General features: G+C 43.7%; 20 protein-coding genes. 12 read left to right on the plus strand and 8 right to left on the minus strand.

Annotated elements, in window-relative coordinates; translation table 11 throughout:
• The first annotated feature begins 33 nt into the window (after positions 1-33).
• Entirely contained in the window at positions 34-882 is an 849-nt protein-coding gene (locus tag CWO27_RS19445) for a sterol desaturase family protein (protein ID WP_107899401.1), read from the plus strand.
• Between the two features lie 55 nt (positions 883-937).
• Here the strand turns inward: CWO27_RS19445 and CWO27_RS19450 are convergent, their stop codons facing one another.
• Positions 938-2,767, minus strand: coding sequence for a ricin-type beta-trefoil lectin domain protein (locus tag CWO27_RS19450; protein WP_102433215.1), 1,830 nt, complete (start codon positions 2,765-2,767; stop codon positions 938-940).
• Between the two features lie 281 nt (positions 2,768-3,048).
• Here CWO27_RS19450 and CWO27_RS19455 point away from each other — a divergent pair, with 281 nt between their 5' ends.
• Positions 3,049-3,795, plus strand: coding sequence for an ADP-ribosyltransferase (locus tag CWO27_RS19455; protein WP_107899402.1), 747 nt, complete (start codon positions 3,049-3,051; stop codon positions 3,793-3,795).
• Between the two features lie 50 nt (positions 3,796-3,845).
• On the opposite strand, the gene CWO27_RS19460 is transcribed toward CWO27_RS19455, so the two are convergent.
• The 4 genes from CWO27_RS19460 to CWO27_RS19475 are packed head-to-tail and all read right to left on the minus strand — an operon-like array spanning position 3,846 to position 7,982.
• Positions 3,846-6,296: a carboxypeptidase-like regulatory domain-containing protein gene (locus CWO27_RS19460; protein WP_107899403.1), complete on the minus strand. Its 2,451-nt coding sequence runs from the start codon at positions 6,294-6,296 to the stop codon at positions 3,846-3,848.
• Between the two features lie 54 nt (positions 6,297-6,350).
• Entirely contained in the window at positions 6,351-7,061 is a 711-nt protein-coding gene (locus tag CWO27_RS19465) for a fimbrial biogenesis chaperone (protein ID WP_102433212.1), read from the minus strand.
• Complete coding sequence (locus CWO27_RS19470) at positions 7,058-7,495, minus strand: DUF4402 domain-containing protein (protein ID WP_102433211.1); 438 nt, start codon at positions 7,493-7,495, stop codon at positions 7,058-7,060. Before CWO27_RS19470 ends, CWO27_RS19465 begins: the two co-directional genes overlap by 4 nt.
• Before the next feature lie 52 nt (positions 7,496-7,547).
• A complete protein-coding gene (locus CWO27_RS19475) occupies positions 7,548-7,982 on the minus strand; it encodes a DUF4402 domain-containing protein (RefSeq protein WP_017104493.1) in 435 nt (144 codons plus the stop codon).
• An 885-nt stretch (positions 7,983-8,867) separates the two neighbouring features.
• Here CWO27_RS19475 and sbcB point away from each other — a divergent pair.
• The 5 genes from sbcB (at position 8,868) to purT (ending at position 13,885) form a co-directional block, all read left to right on the plus strand.
• Positions 8,868-10,292 (plus strand): exodeoxyribonuclease I, encoded by a 1,425-nt coding sequence (sbcB, locus tag CWO27_RS19480; protein WP_107899404.1) that lies wholly within the window; start codon positions 8,868-8,870, stop codon positions 10,290-10,292.
• A 24-nt stretch (positions 10,293-10,316) separates the two neighbouring features.
• Complete coding sequence (locus CWO27_RS19485) at positions 10,317-10,688, plus strand: CidA/LrgA family protein (RefSeq protein ID WP_017080643.1); 372 nt, start codon at positions 10,317-10,319, stop codon at positions 10,686-10,688.
• Positions 10,689-10,690: 2 nt separating this feature from the next.
• Positions 10,691-11,368, plus strand: a complete 678-nt coding sequence (locus CWO27_RS19490) for an LrgB family protein (protein ID WP_107899405.1) — start codon at positions 10,691-10,693, stop codon at positions 11,366-11,368.
• A 286-nt stretch (positions 11,369-11,654) separates the two neighbouring features.
• Positions 11,655-12,542, plus strand: coding sequence for a cytidine deaminase (gene cdd / locus CWO27_RS19495; RefSeq protein ID WP_048664862.1), 888 nt, complete (start codon positions 11,655-11,657; stop codon positions 12,540-12,542).
• Positions 12,543-12,709: 167 nt separating this feature from the next.
• Positions 12,710-13,885: a formate-dependent phosphoribosylglycinamide formyltransferase gene (gene purT, locus CWO27_RS19500; RefSeq protein WP_102479947.1), complete on the plus strand. Its 1,176-nt coding sequence runs from the start codon at positions 12,710-12,712 to the stop codon at positions 13,883-13,885.
• Positions 13,886-14,015: 130 nt separating this feature from the next.
• Here the strand turns inward: purT and CWO27_RS19505 are convergent, their stop codons facing one another.
• Positions 14,016-14,669, minus strand: coding sequence for a thiopurine S-methyltransferase (locus CWO27_RS19505; protein WP_102479949.1), 654 nt, complete (start codon positions 14,667-14,669; stop codon positions 14,016-14,018).
• Between the two features lie 324 nt (positions 14,670-14,993).
• Between CWO27_RS19505 and CWO27_RS19510 the strand changes: the two genes are divergently transcribed.
• Entirely contained in the window at positions 14,994-15,773 is a 780-nt protein-coding gene (locus tag CWO27_RS19510) for a RelA/SpoT domain-containing protein (protein ID WP_102431769.1), read from the plus strand.
• Between the two features lie 272 nt (positions 15,774-16,045).
• Here the strand turns inward: CWO27_RS19510 and ihfA are convergent, their stop codons facing one another.
• Positions 16,046-16,342 (minus strand): integration host factor subunit alpha, encoded by a 297-nt coding sequence (gene ihfA / locus CWO27_RS19515; RefSeq protein ID WP_004734853.1) that lies wholly within the window; start codon positions 16,340-16,342, stop codon positions 16,046-16,048.
• A 639-nt stretch (positions 16,343-16,981) separates the two neighbouring features.
• On the opposite strand from ihfA, the gene CWO27_RS19520 reads away from it, so the two are divergent.
• The 4 genes from CWO27_RS19520 to CWO27_RS19535 all read left to right on the plus strand — a co-directional run bounded on the left by CWO27_RS19520 (position 16,982) and on the right by CWO27_RS19535 (position 20,504).
• On the plus strand, positions 16,982-17,455 hold the full coding sequence (locus CWO27_RS19520; protein ID WP_048664859.1) for a Fur family transcriptional regulator: 474 nt from the start codon (positions 16,982-16,984) through the stop codon (positions 17,453-17,455).
• A 68-nt stretch (positions 17,456-17,523) separates the two neighbouring features.
• Positions 17,524-18,906: a dihydroorotase gene (locus tag CWO27_RS19525; protein ID WP_107899406.1), complete on the plus strand. Its 1,383-nt coding sequence runs from the start codon at positions 17,524-17,526 to the stop codon at positions 18,904-18,906.
• A 37-nt stretch (positions 18,907-18,943) separates the two neighbouring features.
• Positions 18,944-19,504, plus strand: coding sequence for a carbonate dehydratase (locus tag CWO27_RS19530; RefSeq protein ID WP_107899407.1), 561 nt, complete (start codon positions 18,944-18,946; stop codon positions 19,502-19,504).
• A complete protein-coding gene (locus CWO27_RS19535; protein WP_107899408.1) occupies positions 19,494-20,504 on the plus strand; it encodes a CobW family GTP-binding protein in 1,011 nt (336 codons plus the stop codon). Before CWO27_RS19530 ends, CWO27_RS19535 begins: the two co-directional genes overlap by 11 nt.
• Positions 20,505-20,692: 188 nt before the next feature.
• Here the strand turns inward: CWO27_RS19535 and CWO27_RS19540 are convergent, their stop codons facing one another.
• Positions 20,693-21,589, minus strand: a complete 897-nt coding sequence (locus CWO27_RS19540) for an EamA family transporter (protein WP_107899409.1) — start codon at positions 21,587-21,589, stop codon at positions 20,693-20,695.
• Positions 21,590-21,648 lie beyond the last annotated feature (59 nt).

A 21,648-nucleotide genomic window follows, 5' to 3' on the forward strand; every position in this document is an offset into this window, starting at 1 on the left:
AGAACGCGTATGGCGTCTCAACAAGGATAAAAAATGAATATCGACGCATTAATCAATCACCCAGAATGGCTGCTGCTAGTATTGGCTCCGTTGTTCATGATCTGTATGTTGGCCGAGTATTTCATTGGTCAAAAGCAAGGCCGATTGCCAGACAATTCGAGTTACAAACTATCGGAAGTCATGTGTAACTTCACGCTAGCAGGCATGCACCAACTCTCCGATTTATTGACCGGGCTGCTAATCGTTCAGCTCTATCTGTGGCTGTTTGGTTGGCGCTTAATAGACATTGAAATGGGTGTGTTGAGTTTTATTGTCTTGATGGTTCTACAGGACTTTTTTTATTACTGGTTTCACAGGGCAAGCCACCGCGTTCGCTGGATGTGGGCAGCACACGTCGCACACCACAGCTCTGAACACATGAACTTCAGTACCGCATTTCGTCAAAGCTTAATGTACCCACTTGCGGGGATGTGGCTATTTTGGGTACCGTTAGTCATCATAGGTTTCGACCCTAAATGGGTGATCTTTGTGGTCCTTCTCAATCTGGGTTTGCAGTTTTTTGTTCACACACAATGGATACGAAGCTTGGGGCCACTGGAATACATCTTTAATACCCCGTCGCATCACCGTGTGCATCACGGCAGAAACCCGCATTACATCGATAAGAACTACGCTGGTGTTCTTATCATCTGGGATAAGCTATTCGGTACCTTCGAACCTGAAGTCGAAACGGTGCGTTACGGCGTCACTAAACCTGTAAACAGTTTTAACCCGATAACGGTGACCTTTCAAGAGTGGAGAGCTATATGGACAGATCTCAAGAATACACAGCTCTCGCGAATGCAGAAAATCAAACTGATGTTTTCCCCGCCTTCCGATTAACATGTGCAAGTTGATAGAATAAAAAAGCCCGCATAACGCGGGCCATCAATTCAGTTTATTTCCAACGCCACTGGCTACCGTTGATATCAGCACCCACCAGCCAAGTACGATCATTCCATTTCAGGGAGTTCGCCAAACCATTCTTCAGCTGGCCATTATCCCAACGCCATTGTTGAGTCTCGTGATTACGGCACTCCTCTAAACTGATATCTATGCCGTTTTGGTCAAGGCAAATATCCGGTGCCGCTTTGTTGATCAACTTTCCATCCACATTCATTTTCCACTTTTGATTGTCCCCATCGTGACAGCTCCAACCATAAATGAGTAAGCCTGAATTAGAGCCAGCAACTTCGGCATCCAGACATTTCAATCCATCTTCTGAATCAGTAACAATACCTCGCCATTCATCATCGGACTGAATACCGCTCGACGCTTCAAACAAAGCGTTTACGACCGATGTTAGTGGTTGAGTACTACGCGATGCTCTGCGAGCGTTATCTTGCCAAGATTGAGGAACGGGCTGTGTAATATCCCACTGACCTTGGCCATCGTAGTAAGACTTAGCCACCGCTTGAGGAGTGGGTGTCCATAAAAAATCTGGATGTCGATTCTGGTACCATTCGCCACCGATTGCGTTGCCATTCTGATCAAGTTCCAGATCGTAGTAATAAGTGACGTTGGTAATGCCATCGAAACGAGGCGAATCACTATCTCTATGAGTTGGAGATGTCTCAACCACATAACTGACTACCATCTGAACCCCAACCACACTTTGAGCATTTGAAGAGCGGTAATTAGAAAACCTGTCTTTACGGTAATCCTGCAAATCAATGGTTACTGCTGATGGTTGAGAAGCTGTTTGGTTCGTTTCTGGGTTAAAATAGGTCACCTTGTAGCCAACAACGGGCTGATTCCAAACTTGATAATCATAGGTTGCGTCCATGATTAAGCTTCGCTTAGAAATGCCCAATTGATTTACGATAGATAGATGCCAACTTGCTGGATTTGTATCCGCGCAATTTGGATCAATAACACGCCCATTTTCGTCTCTCATTGGATCTTTTATGTTGCAGCGCCCACCAATAAAACGAGAATTAAACGGCGCTTCAGACCATAGCAATGTCCCGAGTGCTTTAATATCTGACGGGTAGAAAGTAAGGAGCTCACCATTTGCGTCAGGTACAATCAACGATTGCTTTGGTCGTGGAAGCATATATGCTGCGGGGGCCCATCCGTGACAAAGCCCCATCCAACGCTCCACATGTCCACGAGACTCATAATACCGCTTGCCAGAATCCCACGAACGTTGAGTCAGAGTGAAATCCCCATCTCCAACCAGAAGATCGTACTTTTCTGCTGGCGACAGGTCATCACGGTCTTGACCCTGATAGAACGCTAAGGGCTTTTGCGTATTACTAAAATCGAAATACGCATTCCAATTATTCGCTCTAAGTTCCTTATCTGCATAACGCCAAGCGAGTGCACCAGAATACAAAGGCCAATACGTATCTGACCACGGCTGAACATCGAGTCGTGTTTGATTTGGAGCCACTTGAGACAATTGGTTTAAATTGCGAATTAGACCATTCCCAGAGTCAACTAAACGAGCAGGGTTATCGTTTTGTTGAATCGGTGATAATAAAAATTCTGATATTCCCGAATTTATCTCTCCCCTTCTAATTATGGATTCTCTCATCAAGTCTCGGTGACTACTCATAAATTCAGAATTCTTGGAAAAGATAACATGGCCACTTTTTTCAGGAACAGCATCCATAACCGCCTCGGGCGATCCATGAAACGCCTCCATGAAATCGGTTACTTGTGAATCACTAGCGGCTACAGCATATGGGAGCATCGCTGACAATAAAGTTACGATCGTTTTCATTAAAATTTCTACTCACTCAGTTACTATCATTAGTGATAATAATTACCATTAACAGGACAAGGTAAGCAGAATGGTTCGCTTTAAGGGATAAATCAATTTCACGATCGTGCCAGTAAATAAAACTGTGATTCGCTTTCAAATAACACGTCCAATTATCTTCTTTACTAATTAGAGCGTAAATTATCTATAAATAATCAGGTAGATACGGAATATTTATTATTAAACAGAGGGCATATCACATATAATAGAAAACTATTAATACAACAATTATAATTACTAAAATGAAGAATTTGCACATTCGCTACTTACTTGCCCTTTGCCTTACGGCGATACCTTTTACTTCTCTTGCTGAACTCAAATATAACGCTGAGTTCTATAGTGCCGATAACATTGAAGCCATTATTGAAGATATGTCCGACCCAGGAATTGAATCGAATTATGGGGACTTTGCTAAGATTCGATCGCAGCTTTATCAGCAAGCAGGAATGCAAAATCAAGAGCTGAGCTATAGTGAGATCGAAGCCTTAGAAAGGTATCAATACGATGCTTACCAGCCAATAAGAAGGGGCTTAGCACAAGGTAGGATGGATGAGGAAACAGAATCGTTAGTGAAAGAAATCGATTCTGCGTTCAAAAATGGCATCAAATACCAAGGGACGGTTTTTCGCGGTGAGAGCTTACTCTCTCCTTATGGATCGAACGTAAAGGTTGGAGATATCGTCAGCCCCTCTTCCTACTTATCGACGTCTATCTCGAAAACATCCTCTTATACTTTTCATAATGGGCAACTTTCGCGCTTTGAGCTCAATCTTGGTCAACACGGTATCGTGATACCCACGGTGCGCGATGATGAACTAGAAGTACTCATTAATAGAAACTCTCTGTTTGAGGTCACTGCTATCAATACCACGCCGGAGGGAAATCAGGTGATCTATCGTGAAATGTCAGCAGAACAAGTCGGCATACGCCCTATAAAAGATCTCCATTCAGGAGAAACCCTCACGGTAGCGGAAGCCTGCGTCTACTAGTGAGCGTTAAGATAAAGGCTGAGAACATCGATTCTCAGCCTCAACTAGCATTAATAGACCTTATGAAAGTCGATCAGCTGGAATGTTAAGTCGCTTACCCAAAAGTCACCATCCAAGTCGGCACCTTGCACGTATCTTTTGTCGCCCATCTCTAAGGTGATAATGTACTTTCCAGCGATCAGCCCTTCTACCATGTAAAAGCCATCGCTCTCGATTTCGCTCGAATACTCAGTCCCTTTCTGAATGTGTTTGAAGTGCAGATATGCATTGCTCTCGATAGCGCCCTCCACTATGCCATCTACCCCAAATGACACCACCATTTCGATATTCGCATGAGTTAATCCAACCTGTTTGGTATTCACAAACACAGGGTTTTGAATCGGTGTGAGGTTTAGGTCTAACGCCCCTTCATCGATATAGATGGGCAGATTGCTTCGAGCAGGAACACTCGAAAATTCAAAACGCCCTTTTGCATCGCTCACCGCACGTTGGTCCAGTATTTGTAAGCTTACACCCGCGATAGGCTGCTTGTGGTGGTCATAAACAATTCCAGTCAGCTTAGAATGGTTGTATCGGTTCCATTCGACAAACTCACCGAAGTCTTCATCAAAATAGGTTTTAGCGCCAAATTCAGTGGTCACCTCAACACCATAACGGTCTTCGTTTCCTTCCAATTTGAAGAGCAGATAAGGGTTCACACGCGCTTCTAGAGAAGCCGAAAATGACACCTCTTGCTTTTGATATCTTGCGGACACATTAGTCGTAAGTTCTTGAAAAGCATTAAGTGGGTCCAATATGCACTCTTTGCACGCGTTCCTTAACGAAAACTCGGTTCGTTCATGGTGTCCAGAGCCATTCACTGTGCCCGAGACATTCCAAGATGTGTCTGAAAATCCGCTCTTGGCTAACCCTATTGTGTGTAGATAATCGTCTTTATGGGAGCTCTTGATATAACGATAGTCTCCAGCATAAGAGAGAAACAGATTACTCGACACCTTGGCGTTCACTTTTGGCTCGACACTCAGCTCATCTTCGTCGTCTCTCACCGTTAAAAAGGCCGTCAGATTTGCAAGCGAAGAGTTGTATTTGAATACGTCATATTCCATTGACTCTGAATCCAGTTCATCGGTTTTATTGAGCTCGATTGACGCAGATTGGTCGCTACCGAGTAAGATATCAAACTCCATTGGAAACCGATTAAAGTCAGGTAACCAACCGATATGACCTGCAAACCAATGTGTCGGTAAATATCGCCCTTGGAAACCAACCAAGTCTTTGCCATGTTGCCTCCTAAAAGCGCTACCCACAGTAAAGTAATCAGCAAGTCCATACTCCAAAGATACAGCACCCGCTCTGTCTGCACCTTCATTCCCGACTACCTGTACGCCCCACTCATTGCGTGGCAGAAATGCATCTTCTAAACCGGCAACGGTGATCTCTTCTTCCTGCCAGACTCCTTTCGATAAATAGTAGCGAAATTTAATGGTGTCACCAGGCGAGATGTTGTCTTCTTCAACAACAAAGCGTCCAAACTCATCAGAACGATACGTAGTTTGATAGATGCCATTAACCAACACATCGATGCTGATGTTCGGTTTAGTAGTACGTTCCAATTGTAAGTTGCCAAATTCGGGCTGACGCTTTCGATTGGTATAATAAAGCCCATCTTCGAGTGTTTGATTGACGGTAAATACGCTGCCATCTAACAGCACGTGCCCAATTTCAATTGAACCTTCTCCATCATGCGCCTCAACCGCAATGTTGTAATAGACGACAGGCTGATCTTCTCGCGAATCAATAGACAAGCGAGATAAGGAATGTTCGGTGCTTAGGATAGTGTCGGAAATGACGTAAACATCGCCGCCGGTTTCACTATCGTGGTAAACAGAAGCCGCCAATCTTGTTGCCAAACCCACGGTCGCAAGTGGCTCTATAACTGGAGTATTACTGGCACGCTTCAACTCTTCGGCTTTCTTACGGGATTCATTTTTGATCTTAGAGATCACTGCTTCCAACTCGGTTAACGAACTGAATTCCGGGGAAACGGTTAGCCGATAGTCATCAATGTCCCATCGGATTTTGGCAGGGATACAGGCTTGTAAGCTGTACCAGTGGATGTAGGTTTCTGAGTCAATCACTTCAAATTTGATCGACTGGATATTGTTGTCATCGCGATAACAAAGCGCTTGCTCAGTGTCAACAATATAAGGAGGTGACTCTCTGCCTACATCTTGTGGCAAGTAGATTTCGCAATAGCCGTTCTCATCGCACTGCCCATTCATCTCTAGCAGAGAAAACGCGGCATTTGATATCGAAATAAACGGCTCTTCGTAATCATCCATCATGACACGATAGAAACTATCACCGACTTGCCCTACTCGAACTTCGATATGAGCAGGATAAAGCTCAATCGCCTCACTTTCCCCTTCTGACTGCGAAAGAACGACAAATGGAAACAGTGAACAAAGCAAGGCAAATCGACAAGCCAAATGTTGAAACATGGATCTTGTCGTCACTCAGTTGAGCGCACAATCACTGGCAACACACAGTTCAAGCTACAGAACACATTCGTACAAAGGCTGGTCGTTCTGCACCAATGAAACCTTCGAGCCCTTTGGTAGCGGTTTGGTTAATTCTGCATTTCGAAGTAACACCACCTTTTCGCTGTGTTCGTCGACATTCAGTTTAGCGCTGAACTGGAAATTACCGTCATTCGTGATCTTGAGGTTCTGATCATCACATTGAAACTTCACATCTTGTACCTGCTCACCTTTTTGTACATAAACCGGGACATAACTGTTGATATGAAAGTTGAGTTTAAACGCAGAACCGTTGTTAGAACGAACCTTTCTGGATAAATCAGGCGGTGAGGCTTCAACAGCCTTCGCGATAGGCGAAAACCATAGGTAAGCTCGATATTCGCCATCTGGCATGTCGTCTGGCAATGCGTTCATGCGTAAGCGAACAGTGCGTCTTTGGTTGGGTTTCAATTCACGAATAATCGGCGGTGACACTTTAATCCAATCAGCGATATTTTCAGACTCAGCAATATTCGCGTCGGTACGAACTAACCCACTGGCCTTGACTGGTCGATAGATTGGTTTGATCTCCAATCGAATCGGTTCATCCGAATTGTTCTCCACCACGATTTTTTCCGTCACAGAGGTATCAGCATCTAAGACAAAACGAGTTGGAGCGATTAGGAGTTGAGCAGAGGCTTGTGCCGTGAAAAGTAAGCCGAGAACACATGAGATAAATAACTTCATTTATAATTAACCTCAAAAGGAATTGTACTGGTATAAACGCCAGCGGGATGATTAGCGCCGATTTTCACTCGTGCACCAATACACAGTAGTTTGCTTCTTCCATTGCCTTTGATTTTGGCTCTGCCTCGCTTTGATAAGCCGCAACCAAAATAGAACTTTTTAATACGAAGACGTTTGGATTTACGAGAATGGTTGAGGTACTGCTTAGAGGGGAGCGAAACCACGATCTTTTTACCAGGCTCGCCTTCAACATAAAATCGAACTACGTAAATCTGACTATTAGCCGGATTAGCATCAGCATTTTGCCCCGAGCCAGAGATATACATACCCGGAAATTTCACCTCCATATTTTCAGGAATGATTTCCAGAGCATGAAACGGGCTTGAATAAAACGTCAGACCGATATAAATCGCGTATTTGAATAGAAACTTCATCGTAAAAATGGCTGCTCTACAACAGCCAAAATATTATACTGATTTCATTTGATTACTGGTAAGTTACATCTACTGCAACGTTTGCAGTATAAGTACCAGCAACTAATGTTGCACTTGAAGTACGTGCTGTGCCACCAATATTAAGATCCGCACTACCACCAGTAAGAGTAATAGCGTTATTAAAGTCGAATTCTGCTGCAATCGTATTTACACCGTTAACTAAGTTAGTATCAGAAATACTTACTGTTACTGCATCACCAGACTCTCCTGAAAGCGTAAATGCCGCAGCTCCTGCATCACCTTGAGCGATAACAACATCTGTTGTGTTATCTGAAGTGATGATACCAAAATCAAGATCACTTGTTTTTGTCATCGTAATTGCTTGTTTTACTTCTAGTGTTGCATCAAAAGTGTCACTCACAGCGAAAACGTTCGCTGAAGAGATAGAAAGTGCAGAGACAGCAACAACCTTAAAAATTTTGTTCATTTCTTTAATCCTTTATATAAAATCGGCTTTATTATTAGGGTTACCTAATAGTTAATCAGAGTTAACAATTAAGTAACAGCAATCCTATTTAGAAAATATATACATTGACACTAATTTATAAAGAAATGAGGCGCAGTGAGAATAAGATCACGCAAATTGACACAAATAACACTAGAAAAAATAGTGGTATTTAGGTGTTTTTATTAATTATATATAAAACTGGTTTTACACTTAATCCCTTTAATTTTATACGTCATTATTTTTATAAAAAACGTTTTATTTAAAATGTCTGCACAATAAACAAAAGTAATAACCAAGCATTTTATTTAAATGAATCACTATATAGATCACCGTGTTGCAATATAGTCTCATAAATGAAACAAACCAGTATTAACATTGATCTGTAATAAAAATGAAATATTAAGTTTCTGTATTAGCCAGTTTAAACATAAGTTTTAAACAGTATTAAAAATGAGACACGTAGAACTATCCAACATGATTACCCCTACACTCATAAATACTCAATAAATCGTCAAAGCTAAGTGAATTATATTGCCGCAAGACAACTAAATTGGGGAGAGCATTAGGCATGAAGATGTAACGGTTTAAACGGTCGTCTGATAGCTTAAAAATCTGTACCTTGATAGTGACCCTGACTCTCCACCACCGCCGCTCATCTAAACCGTAAACAGGCAGAACCGTTACGAAGAAATCGCCACAATTCGATTCAAAAGCTTCCCTGTTGACTCGATTGAATAGTAAAGCACCGTTTTCCGGCAATTTATTTGTGATCTGGGTTGCACGCGTACCGCATACTATCAGATACTGAACAAAACTAACCTTCAGCCACAGTAAACGTCGTCCGCTTACTGTTCAGGAAATTCAATGAGTTCAGATAATCAGCCAACCTACTTCTTTTTCGATTACGAAACATGGGGCGTGAGCCCAGCGAAAGATCGTCCGAGTCAATTCGCAGGTGTTCGTACCGACCAAGATTTCAATGTTATCGGAGAACCTTTGGTTATCTACTGCCAACCTCCTGCTGATTATCTTCCTGCACCTGAAGCTGCGCTGATCACTCGCATCACACCACAAAAAGCCATGTCTCAAGGCTTACCTGAGCCTGAGTTTATCGCCAAGATTCATGCAGAGCTTGCAAAACCAAACACCACAAGCCTTGGCTACAACAGCATTCGATTCGATGACGAAGTAACGCGTTACACCTGTTACCGTAACTTCATCGACCCATATGCGTGGAGCTGGCAGAACGGCAACTCACGTTGGGATCTACTGGATGTAATGCGCGCTGTTCACGCACTGCGCCCTGAAGGCATTGTTTGGCCAGAGAATGAAGAAGGTTACCCAAGTTTTAAACTGGAACACCTATCTGTGGCAAATGGCATTGAACATGAGAACGCGCACGATGCGATGGCCGATGTTATCGCAACTATCGAACTCGCGAAAAAGCTGAAAGCCGCACAACCTAAGATGTTTGATTACCTCTACAACATGCGCCACAAGCGTAAGTTGAATGAGCTTGTCGACATCGTCAACATGACACCGTTAATGCACGTGTCAGGCATGTTTGGTCGTGACTGCAACTACACAAGTTGGATTGTTCCTATGGCTTGGCACCCGACCAACCAAAATGCCGTTATCGTTGTGGATTTAGCGAAAGATCCTAGCCCTTTACTGGAAATGGATGCGGATGAACTAAGAGAAAGGCTTTATACCAAGCGCAGCGAGCTTGCTGAAGACGAACTGCCAGTACCAATCAAACTGGTACAACTCAACAAGTGCCCAATTCTCGCACCAGCAAAAACCCTGACAGCTGAAAACGCAGAAACGATCGGCATTGACCGTCAGCAGTGCTTGAAGAACCTAGCTCTATTACGTGAACATCCAGAGATTCGTGAAAAGCTGATTGGCTTGTACTCACAAGAACGTGAATACGAAAAAAGCGATGATGTAGACACACACCTTTACGATGGCTTCTTCTCTCCAGCAGATAAGACCGCGATGAACATCATTCGTGAAACTGACCCGAACAACTTGGCCGCTTTAGACATCACTTTCAGTGACGAGCGTATTAAGCCGTTGTTGTTCCGTTACCGCGCTCGTCATTTCCCATGGACACTTGATGAAGCTGAGCAGCTGAAATGGGCGAACCATTGTCGTGAGTTTTACGAGAGTCGCTTAGAAGAGTACATGCTGAATCTAGAAAACCTCGCGCATGAACATGAAAGCGACGAGAAGAAAATGGCTATCTTGAAAGCGGTTTATCAATACGTAGAAAAGCTAGCTAGTTAATTCATTATCAAGAGATGTGACACTTTGAAAGAAAGATTGATCAAACTCGTTTACTGCTTAATCTCCTTCACCTTAATCATAGGTGCTCTCACTGCAGGCAACGCGTTACAACAATATCTAGAGACCTCAATTCCAGGCAGTATTTTTGGCATGTTGATTCTGTTTACCGCCATGGTGATAGGTATTGTTCCATCACACTGGGTACAACCCGGTGCCAGTCTGATTATTCGTTTGATGATCTTATTGTTCGTCCCAATCAGTGTTGGGTTAATGGATCACTTCGACATGCTTATTGCCAATGCATTGCCAATCATGGCCAGTGCCGTTGGCGGTACGCTCATCGTATTGGTGTCTTTATCATGGTTCTTAGACCGCTTGCTTTCGAGAGGTAAATAATCATGTGGATTCTACTGACCATCGTGGTGTTCCTGTTTGCTCGCTGGGTAAGCCAAAAAGTGAACTCACCACTGTGTAACCCGTTATTGATCAGCATTGGCATCATTATTCCAATTCTGTTGTTCTTCAAAGTCCCTTTCGAGACCTACTACACAGACAACACTTGGATTACTTACATGCTTCAGCCTGCGGTTGTGGCGCTTGCTTATCCGCTATATGAACAGTTACCTCAAATTCGAGCGAACTGGCGCATCATCACCTTTGCTTGCACGCTGGGCAGTGTGATGTCGATGACAACAACAGCACTGATTGCGGTCGCCTTTAAAGCAGATCTGAGCCTAATTGCCAGCCTACTAGGTAAATCGGTCACTACACCTATAGCAATGGAAGTCTCAAGTCATTTAGGTGGTGAAGCGGCTATTGCTGCGATTCTGGTTTTGATTGTTGGTCTGTTTGGGGCAATTTTTGCGTACCCAATCTATAACCTGATTGGTATTAAGAGCCCAATCGCCAGAGGGTTAACAATGGGAACGGTATCTCACGCATTAGGTACTGCGACATGTGCTGAAAAGAATCAAGAAGATGCGGCATTCAGTTCTCTAGCGCTTGTTCTCTGTGGCGTCATTACCTCGATTATCGCACCGAGTATATTTTCGCTTGTAGTTTGGTTCTATTCTTAATCGAAACAATCACTACGCGATTCAGCCCAACCAGAATGCTGTTACTTACAGTGTCTGTTTGGGCTTTTTATTCGCATTTATTCAGCAAGAGCAGTCAAGTCACGGTCATTTACGAGCAATAAGTGCGATATCAACTGTATAAATGGCTCTTGTAATCGATTTCAAGTGTGACCTCACTCTAATTATGCAAACCAATGTAACAACAACAATTTAATAGTGATCCTTGTCACAGAAAATTCCTGAGTATTGCATAAACTTAAAGCCTAAGGTCAATTAAGGATTCAACATGAACAGTCGTATTACCCTGGCGCTGGAAAGTGCTCCAACAGAAATCAAAGCACTTTTGAGTGACATCGTATTAGCAGACAACTTTGACGCGACATTGTCTCCAGAACAATTTGCTAGCTTACTGCAAGCAAGTGGTTTAGCGGATGACGAGCTACGTATTGCGCTACTTCCTTTTGCCGCAGCGTATTCTTACGCTCCGTTATCTGACTTTTATGTTGGTGCAATCGTGCGCGGTTTATCTGGTACTCTGTATTTTGGTGCAAACCTTGAAATCGCCGGAGCTCAACTTGGTCAAACGGTTCACGCAGAGCAATCTGCAATCAGCCACGCTTGGATGAAAGGCGAACAAGGTATCTCAGATATCACGATCAACTTCAGTCCTTGTGGTCACTGTCGTCAATTCATGAACGAACTGACAACAGCAAAAGAACTTAAAGTTCAGCTTCCACAGCGTGATGAAATGTCTCTGCAGGAGTACCTGCCAGACTCGTTCGGCCCTGCAGACTTAGGTGTAACAACTGGCCTAATGACTAAGCTTGATCATAAGTACACGACCGAAGAAACAACGCCTATTGTTGTAGAAGCGTTAGCAGCACTAAACCGCAGCCATGCTCCTTACACCAAAAACCTAAGCGGTGTTTCACTACAACTAACGTCAGGTGAGATCTTCACGGGTGCTTACGCAGAAAATGCTGCGTTTAACCCGAGCCTGCCCCCTCTGCAAGTGGCATTGATTCAACTTAAACTGGCGGGCTTCGATTTTGAACAAATTGAAAGTGCTGCTTTGGTTGAAATCGCAGAAGGTAGCATCAGCCACCTAGCGGATACGCAATCTACATTAGAAGCGATTAATCCCGACATTCCAGTGACTTACTTAGCAATCTAAGTACATCTAATTAACAAAAATTTAAATAAGCAGCCCTATTTAACAGGGCTGCTTTTTTTATATCTGTAATTAACGCAACAACTTGCGCAAACGTTTGCTTTTGTCATTGAAATAAGTATGATCACCCCGTTTTCAATCAATCGTTCAAAAGATCGGAAGGAATTTCTATGTTTGGTACTGCTACTCGTGAAAATGCTACTCGTGTACTTCTATTAGGTTCAGGTGAACTCGGCAAAGAAGTTGCTATCGAGTGCCAACGTTTAGGTTTGGAAGTTATTGCTTGTGACCGTTATGCAGACGCACCAGCAATGCAAGTTGCGCATCGTAGCCATGTATTAGACATGTTAGACGGCGATGCACTTCAAGCTATCATAGAGCTAGAAAAACCTGATTACGTGGTTCCTGAAATCGAAGCTATTGCCACCAGCAAGTTAGTTGAGCTGGAAGCACAAGGTTTGAATGTCGTTCCAACTGCGAATGCAACCAAGCTAACCATGAACCGCGAAGGTATCCGTCGTCTAGCCGCAGAAGAGCTGAAACTGAGCACGTCCCCTTATCGCTTCGCAGACACCTTCGAAGATTTCTCAGCCGCTGTTGAATTCGTAGGCATGCCTTGTGTTGTGAAACCAGTAATGAGTTCTTCAGGCAAAGGCCAAAGCGTTATCAAAACACAAGAAGACATCCAAAAATCTTGGGACTACGCACAAGAAGGTGGTCGTACTGGCGCAGGTCGTGTGATCGTCGAAGGCTTCATCGACTTTGATTACGAAATCACACTGCTTACCGTTCGTGCAGCCGACGGTGTTCATTTCTGTGCGCCAATCGGTCACCGCCAAGAAGACGGTGATTACCGTGAATCATGGCAGCCACAGATCATGTCAGATAACGCTCTGAAAGCTGCGCAATACACGGCTGAACAAGTGGTTAACGCACTAGGTGGTCGCGGCATCTTTGGTGTCGAGCTGTTTGTTAAAGGCGATCACGTAATCTTCAACGAAGTATCCCCTCGCCCACACGATACTGGCTTAGTAACATTGATGTCTCAAGATTCATCGGAATTCGCACTGCACGTACGCGCCTTTACAGGTATGCCGATTAAATCCATCACGCAATACGGCCCGTGTGCTTCAGCGGTTATTCTGGGCCAAGGCACTTCAACTAACATTCGTTTTGAAGGTCTTACAGAGGCGTTAGACGCGCCACAAACGCAAGTTCGCCTGTTTGGTAAACCTGATATCGATGGTCGCCGTCGTCTCGGTGTAGCGCTTACTCGTCGCAACAGCACTGAGACAGCGATTGAAGATGCTATTGAGAGCGCGTCAAAAGTAAAAGTGATCTACTAGCTAGCTATTCAACTCTGAATAATCGCGACTTCAAATCTCAACAATAAAAAAGACGGGCTATCGAGCCCGTCTTTTTGTTGGTGTTATCTTATTTATTTGAGCGCTCTTTTCGCTTGAAAGCTTGCGGAATTTAAGCGTCTGACTCAATCAAATACACTTCTTCACTGAATCGAGATAAGCCTTTCTTTGCAATCTTCGGATGTTCATCGTCTGCGATGTCCTGGTTCAACAATGTAATCTTGTAGCCCACGAATAACTGATCGATCTCTAGTTTAGGTACGCTAAACGGAGGCCCCGCCATCTCGCTTTGGTCGTAATCCAGCGTCACCAGGAGGATCTTACCGCCCGGTTTCAGCAGTTGTTTCAAACGCTCTACATACTGCACTCGCATCTCTTCAGGCAATGCGACCAAAGACGCTCGATCATAAATGGTATCGACAGGCTGGATTGGCGCTGTGAAGTAGTCGCCTGTATAGATGTTCAATTCATCGAATTGGTACAGCTCGTGCTGACCGCTAATTTGAGTCACAGTCGGCGTGTAAAGGTGCTCGGCAAAAAATGCGCGAACCGCAATCTGGCTTAACTCGACACCTTGAACATCTTCATGCTTTGAAGCTAGCCAAATTAGATCTTCACTTTTGCCACAAAGTGGAACAAACACACTCTTCTCGTAGCTAGGCTCGGTCTTTTCCCAAAATTTAATCAGAAGTGGGTTTACATCTTCGAGGTGGAAACCAATTTGGTTGGCTGCCCATTTATTGTGCCAAAATTCAGGATTATTCATCTTTCGTTCATGTTAAACAGTCATAATGCAAGGGTACAGTATAGAGAGGTAAGAGCAACCTTAGCGTGGTTTAAAGTACCACATTGGTTTCGATAAAATCAGAAACTGGCTAAGTTCAAAGTTCTGATAATTGCGGAACTAACGGTTGGATTATTTGTCTATATCTTCACATTTTAAAGCAATATTAAACGTTAGAGTTGGTTTCTGTCTTAGCTAGCCCCACTTAATATCTAGTGAGTTTAGTTAAGCTGTTTTTACTCTTATGCGTTACTGGTTACCCCTTTTGACTACCCGTTTTTTGTAACCTTGTATTTTGGAGTTTGAATGAGTGTATTTCTCCGTACGACGGCCCTAATGCTTCTGGTATTGAGCCGAGCGCCTGCATTCGCAGCAGCACCTGTTTCAACAAGTTCAACTGATCAATCACGCACAGCGTCATCGCAAAACCAAGTTTCATCAAATGTATTCCGCCATAGCCTAAGCGGCTTGTATGGCATTAAAGCATTCGACTCACGTCCGACTCAACCTTATACCGACTTCGATATTCTGTACAGCAAAGCGCATCAAGGCCAAGCTGAACTAGAAACTATCTGTAAAAGCACAGCCCTACTCACCAATTCTGAAGCGCTCTTTGCTGGCGTTAAATCTCAAGCTCGTGCAGAAGAAAAAATCGCTCTTGAGCTTGATGGTGACGTAACAAAAATTACCGACTTAGCCCGTGCAACTATCATCGCGAACGATGTAGAGAGCTTGGTTGAAGTTTACGAAGCGCTAAGCCGCGAAGCAGACGTTGTTAAGCTGAAGAACAAGTTTAAATCACCGGCTGATTCTGGATACCGTGACCTTAACTTATTGGTTCGTTTGCCAAAAACCAACATCATTGCGGAGGTTCAACTTCACTTAAAAGCGATTGCTGATGTGAAAAGCGGCCCTGAGCACGAGCTATATGAAATAATCCAAGGCATTGAGCGTCACGCGATTGCAGAAAAACGCCCAATCAACGATATCGAAGCGGCGCAAATCAATAGCCTAAGACGCCAATCTTTAGAGCTTTACCAACAAGCATGGCAACCGTACATTACAACGCACATCAAAGCAGCTTAGTCACTGGCTAAGCAATTATCATAAACAAGAACGACAAAGGGCTGCATAATCGCAGCCCTTTCTTGTTATTGGTGTTCTCGATTTGCTTTCCTTACTCCATTCCTATCAGACAGCAAAATATAGAGATTTCACTAATGGTAATTAACGAGGAGAGCAACGAAAAAAAGAGAGTAAGGTCATGCTACTAAGGGGAACTAGCGACAAAAAAGTCAACAGACGATGTATGAACCGCAAAAACAAAAAGACCACGCTTGGCGTGGTCTATTGCTTGGCTACTTCTCGATTTTAATATTCTCGACTCGGGCCTTTAATTTTTGTCCCGGTCTAAAAGTAACAACACGTCGAGCAGAAATTGGAATGTCTTCACCAGTTTTCGGGTTACGACCAGGTCGCTCGTTTTTCTCGCGAAGATCAAAGTTACCAAAACCAGACAGTTTTACCTGTTCGCCATTTTCGAGTGCTTTACGAACTTCTTCGAAAAACACTTCCACCGTTTCCTTGGCATCCCGCTTGCTGTATCCGAGTGTCTCAAACAGGTTCTCAGCCAAATCGGCCTTCGTGAGTGCCATAAAACTTTCCTCAAAGCTATGTTAAACATTGCTACTATCGCCAGTAGCGCCAAAGCATTTACCCTATTCAATCAATGAGATAAGGTCATTTACAAGGAAAGTGTATGCCAAGCTTCTGATTTTCGCCAACTTTTTTATCTGAACTATTGAATTATTCTTTCAAATCAGAAAGATAACTCGCTCCTAAATTCACACATATAGCTGAAAAACCTCTACTTCTCGGCCATCAAACAGAGTTATACTCCAACCAAACTAAATTAGCCAATATTTAAAACTTTAGTTTTCTAAATATTAATTTCTGAGACTTTTCTCCGATACCCAATAAAATCAGCCACTTGATTTGATATCGAACTCAACAGAGGTTACTAAATAAGCGTTATTAAATATGAGATTCGTATCATTTCAGCATTTAATTCGATTGTGTCAATATCGGAATGCAGATATGCGTCACGCTCGTTGACGTTTTAAAACGGTATTACCCAACGGAAACTCCGTATCCAACCTAAAAACGTCGCATTTCCTTACTTCATTTAAAACTAATAATAGTCACACTTAGTACTAACAAAACCAAAAGTACGTTTCACCACTCAAATTGTTATGTTATAACATCTCTATATTGTTTTTAATTTAGTGGATTGAATGCGAGACGTCGAAGCGATCATTAAGCATGTAAAACACGGCTGCAAAACCAATGGCAAACAGTTTACGGCAAAGAGACTGTTGATATTGCGTGCGTTGGTACACGCTGACAAAGCGCTGTCTGCCTATGAAATTGTCGATTACTGTAAAGAGCACTTTGATCAGAATGTTCAGGCGATGTCGGTTTATCGAGTGTTGGAGTTCTTAGAAGAGCACCACTTGGCGCATAAACTGAAAGTCTCCAATAAATTCATACTTTGCGACCATATTCTTTGTGAACATGAACATGGCATCCCCCAATTTTTGATCTGCTCCAAATGCGACAAGATCAGCGAGCAAACCATCCACCCTGCCATTATTCGCGACCTTCAATCTCACGCTAAGCAAGAAGGCTTCACCGTTGTTAGCCCTCAGTTAGAGATAAGTTGTGTGTGCGATGAATGCGCTAACCAAGATGCGACCGCTTCCACTTAATGATGCTCCTACTCTCTTAACCATTCCCAATAGTATTTGCCCCATCAACAAGGAGAAAGTGAAACGTTATGTCTGCAACGCTCATAAAGAATGCCCGCGTGGCTAACGAAGGCATCGTCACCGAAACGGATGTATTGGTCGTAGACCAGCGAATCGAAAAGATCGCAAACCACATTTCACCGAGCCCAAACGATGAGGTCATTGATGCTCAAGGCTGTTACTTAATCCCTGGAATGATTGACGACCAAGTTCACTTTCGTGAGCCGGGTTTGACACACAAAGGCTCAATCGCCACTGAGTCACGAGCTGCGGTTGCAGGCGGTATTACCAGCTATATGGAGATGCCAAACGTAAACCCTGCCACAACGACCATTGAAGCCTTAGAAAAAAAATTTGATATCGCAGCACAGAATTCACTGGCTAACTACTCTTTTTACCTAGGTGCAACTGAAGATAACCTAGAGCAAATCAAGCTGCTCGACCCGACCAAACACTGTGGTGTAAAGGTGTTTATGGGCGCTTCAACGGGTAACCTGTTGGTTGAAGATCCTCAAGCACTCGATGCCATATTTCGTGATTCTCCCGTCCTGATTGTCACCCATTGTGAAAGCGGGCCTGTTATCGCTAATAACCAAGAAGAATTGAGAAAAGAGAAAACGGTTTTCACGATTGAAGATCACCCTATTCTAAGAGACGACAACGCCTGCTATGCCTCTTCTTCTTATGCGATTGAGCTAGCTACAAAACACAATAGCCAACTTCATGTGTTGCATATCACGACAGAAAAAGAACTCGCTCAGTTTGAAGCCGGATCCATTCAGGGAAAACGTATTACCGCAGAAGCTTGTGTCCATCACTTATGGTTTAGCAATAAAGATTACACAACGCTCGGTAACCAAATTAAGTGTAATCCAGCCGTCAAATACCCTAGTGATAGAGACGCTCTATTAACAGCGTTGAGCACGGGCCAAATCGACATCATCGCAACAGACCACGCGCCACATACATGGGAAGAGAAACAAGTTCCTTACGAACAAGCACCAGCAGGGTTACCTCTGGTACAGCACGCCTTGTTGAGCCTATTTGACCACGTACATGCTGGAACCTTGACTGTTGATCAGGTGGTCGAGAAAACCGCACATAACCCAGCGACCCGTTATGCGATACAGGAACGCGGCTATATCCGTGAGGGCTACTTCGCCGATTTAGTATTAGTCGATCCACAGACACCAACTCTAGTCAGCAATGAAAATAGTTTGTATCAATGTGGATGGTCACCGTTCGCAGGGCACGAATTCTCAGCTCAGATCAAGCACACCTGGGTCAATGGCGCCAAGGTATATAGCAATCCAGAATCCCCTGAGAACCAAGATACGCATACCGCTGATACATCAAAAGAAATATCGAGTGACATGGTCACTCCTGCAATGAGGCTCTCATTTGAGCGTTAGTTCAGCAGTTATTACCAATCAATAAAAAGAAATCAATATGTTAAGAAGAAATCCAAGCGGTCACATGCCAGAAGTATCGGAGACCGCTTTCATTGACCCGACTGCCATTATTTGTGGCAAGGTAATCATTGAAGACAACGTGTTTATTGGCCCTTACGCTGTGATTCGAGCTGACGAGGTCAACGAACAAGGTGACATGGAAGCCATCGTGATTAAGCGCGACACCAACATTCAAGATGGTGTGGTTATTCATTCAAAAGCTGGCGCAGCCGTCACTATTGGTGAACGCTCATCCATCGCTCACCGATCGATCATTCATGGTCCTTGTCAGGTCTGTGACGACGTATTTATTGGCTTCAACTCAGTCGTCTTTAATGCGGTGATTGGCAAAGGTTGTGTAATTCTCCATAACTGTGTGGTGGACGGGAACGACTTACCTGAAAGCTTCCATGTACCACCAATGACCAACATCGGTTCAGGGTTTGATTTGAACAATATCTCAAAGGTACCACCTGAGTATTCTGCGTTTTCAGAGTCTGTTGTTTCGGCCAACCATACCCTTGTGCAAGGTTATAGGAGAATTGCCAATGAGCTCTGATAACAAACCTCTCTTGGGTATTCCAACCAATATCATTACCGGTTTTCTCGGCGTAGGTAAAACTACCGCGATTCTCAACCTAATGAAGAACAAACCCGGAGATGAAAACTGGGCTATTTTGGTAAATGAATTTGGAGAAATTGGCGTCGATGGAAGCTTATTCGAAGGCAATCAAACCAAACAGCAGCGAGTTTTTATTCGTGAAGTACCCGGTGGCTGCATGTGCTGTGCCGCAGGGCTACCGATGCAGATAGCACTCAATCAATTGCTTTCTGAGGCGAAACCAGACCGCTTATTGATTGAACCTACTGGGCTCGGTCACCCAAAAGAAGTGTTAGAAGTCTTGTCTTCTGAGCACTACCGTAAGGTGTTGTCACTTCAGAAGAACGTGACTTTGGTCGATGCCCGCAAACTGTCTGACACACGTTACTCTGAACACGATACTTTCAACCAGCAAATTACCATTGCCGATACGATTGTCGGTAATAAAGTAGACCTATATAACAATGGCGATGCAGAAAAGCTGGCGGAGTACATTGCTCAGGTTTGTCACCCTGACACTAAGCTGATCTTTGCTCATCACGGTAAGATCCCATACGACGAGTTTGATGGAAACAGTAATTTCTATCACCACCAAGCTCACGGGCACCATCACCACCATCATAAGCAAGATAAGCCACTCGCTTCAGAATTACCGATGCCAGAGAGCGGTATGATAAAGGCGAGCAACCAAGGTGAAGGGTTTGAAAGTATTGGTTGGCGATTCGCGGCTGACAAACTGTTCGACCACCAGCGTTTACGACGATTTCTAGTCGGCTTGAAAGTAGAACGCATGAAAGCAGTGTTCATTACTCCAAATGGTATCTTTGGCTACAACTTAACAGAGGATGGTTTGACCGAATCAGAACTCGATGAGTGTGCCGAAACTAGAATTGAAGTGATCGGGCACCAAATGGATGAAGAACTAGAGTGCCAATTACTCAAGTGTATGGTGACTTGATCGCTTAGTTAATAGAGTTATTAATTAAGAGCTAGTTCATTGAGAGCAAGTGAATAGAGTGCTGTTAATTAATTCTTTAAGTAACTTCACTTCTTCGACATAGAGTAAGACCTCGCAAGTGCGAGGCCTTATTGTTATTCAAAGCATTTGAACTCTATCCGTTTCATTGAATACTGTCCGATTATCAATCACTTTTGTTCTGCGAGTTTCGTTGTAGCTTGAGAATTAGAAGCCTTAGCAGGCTTCACAATCAAACCGATACCGATTAGAAACAGCACCGATGCAACCACTTGAGCGACTGACAATACTTCGTCATACATAAAGTAACCGCTGATCAATGCAAAGATTGGTACTAGTAAGATTAACGGTGCCGTTGTGCTTAAAGGATATTGGATTAACAACTTATTCCACACCCAGTAACCAAACAATGTGGTCGGGTAAGCCTGAAACAGAACAGCAATCGTCGTATTCCAATCCCATTGTTCGATGCCCTGCCAGATAATTTGATCACCGTGTAGCATCACTGCAAATAACACTAATGGTACTGGAGCAAACAACATCCCCCAGACATTGAACGCAAAAGCTTGAGTGGTTTTAGATGCCTTAACAATCACGCCCATTAGCGTCCAACTACACGCTGCAATCATAATCAAGATCACGCCATTAACGGTGATATTACCCTGTGCCGCCGAGACTAAGACTGCGAGTGCAAACATGGCTAACATCGAACCAATTAACTTACGAACCGACGCACTTTCTTTGAAAACCCATACCCCAACGGCCATACCAATTAATACGTTGGTAGAAAGCAATACAGACGACAACCCTGATGAGAGCCCCGCTGTGATTGACCATGAAGCCATGCCCCAAATACCCACACCGAACACAAAGCCATAACTGACTAAATAGCGCCAAGCGACATTCGGTCTCGCCACAAAAAATATCACTGGAATCACCGCTAGCGAGAAACGCGCAGCCGTTGCCAACAAAGGGTGCACATTGGTCACGCCCATTTTGATCATCGAGAAATTGAATCCCCAAATTGCCATGACGAACACCGCTAACAACAAATCATTTCTTTTCATACTGACCCCTCCTTTGTTTTAAAAGAGTATCCCTTGAACAATAAAACCGGTACAGATAC

It is taken from the genome of Vibrio sp. 10N.286.51.C3, assembly GCF_003050065.1.
Classification (GTDB): Bacteria; Pseudomonadota; Gammaproteobacteria; order Enterobacterales; family Vibrionaceae; genus Vibrio; species Vibrio crassostreae.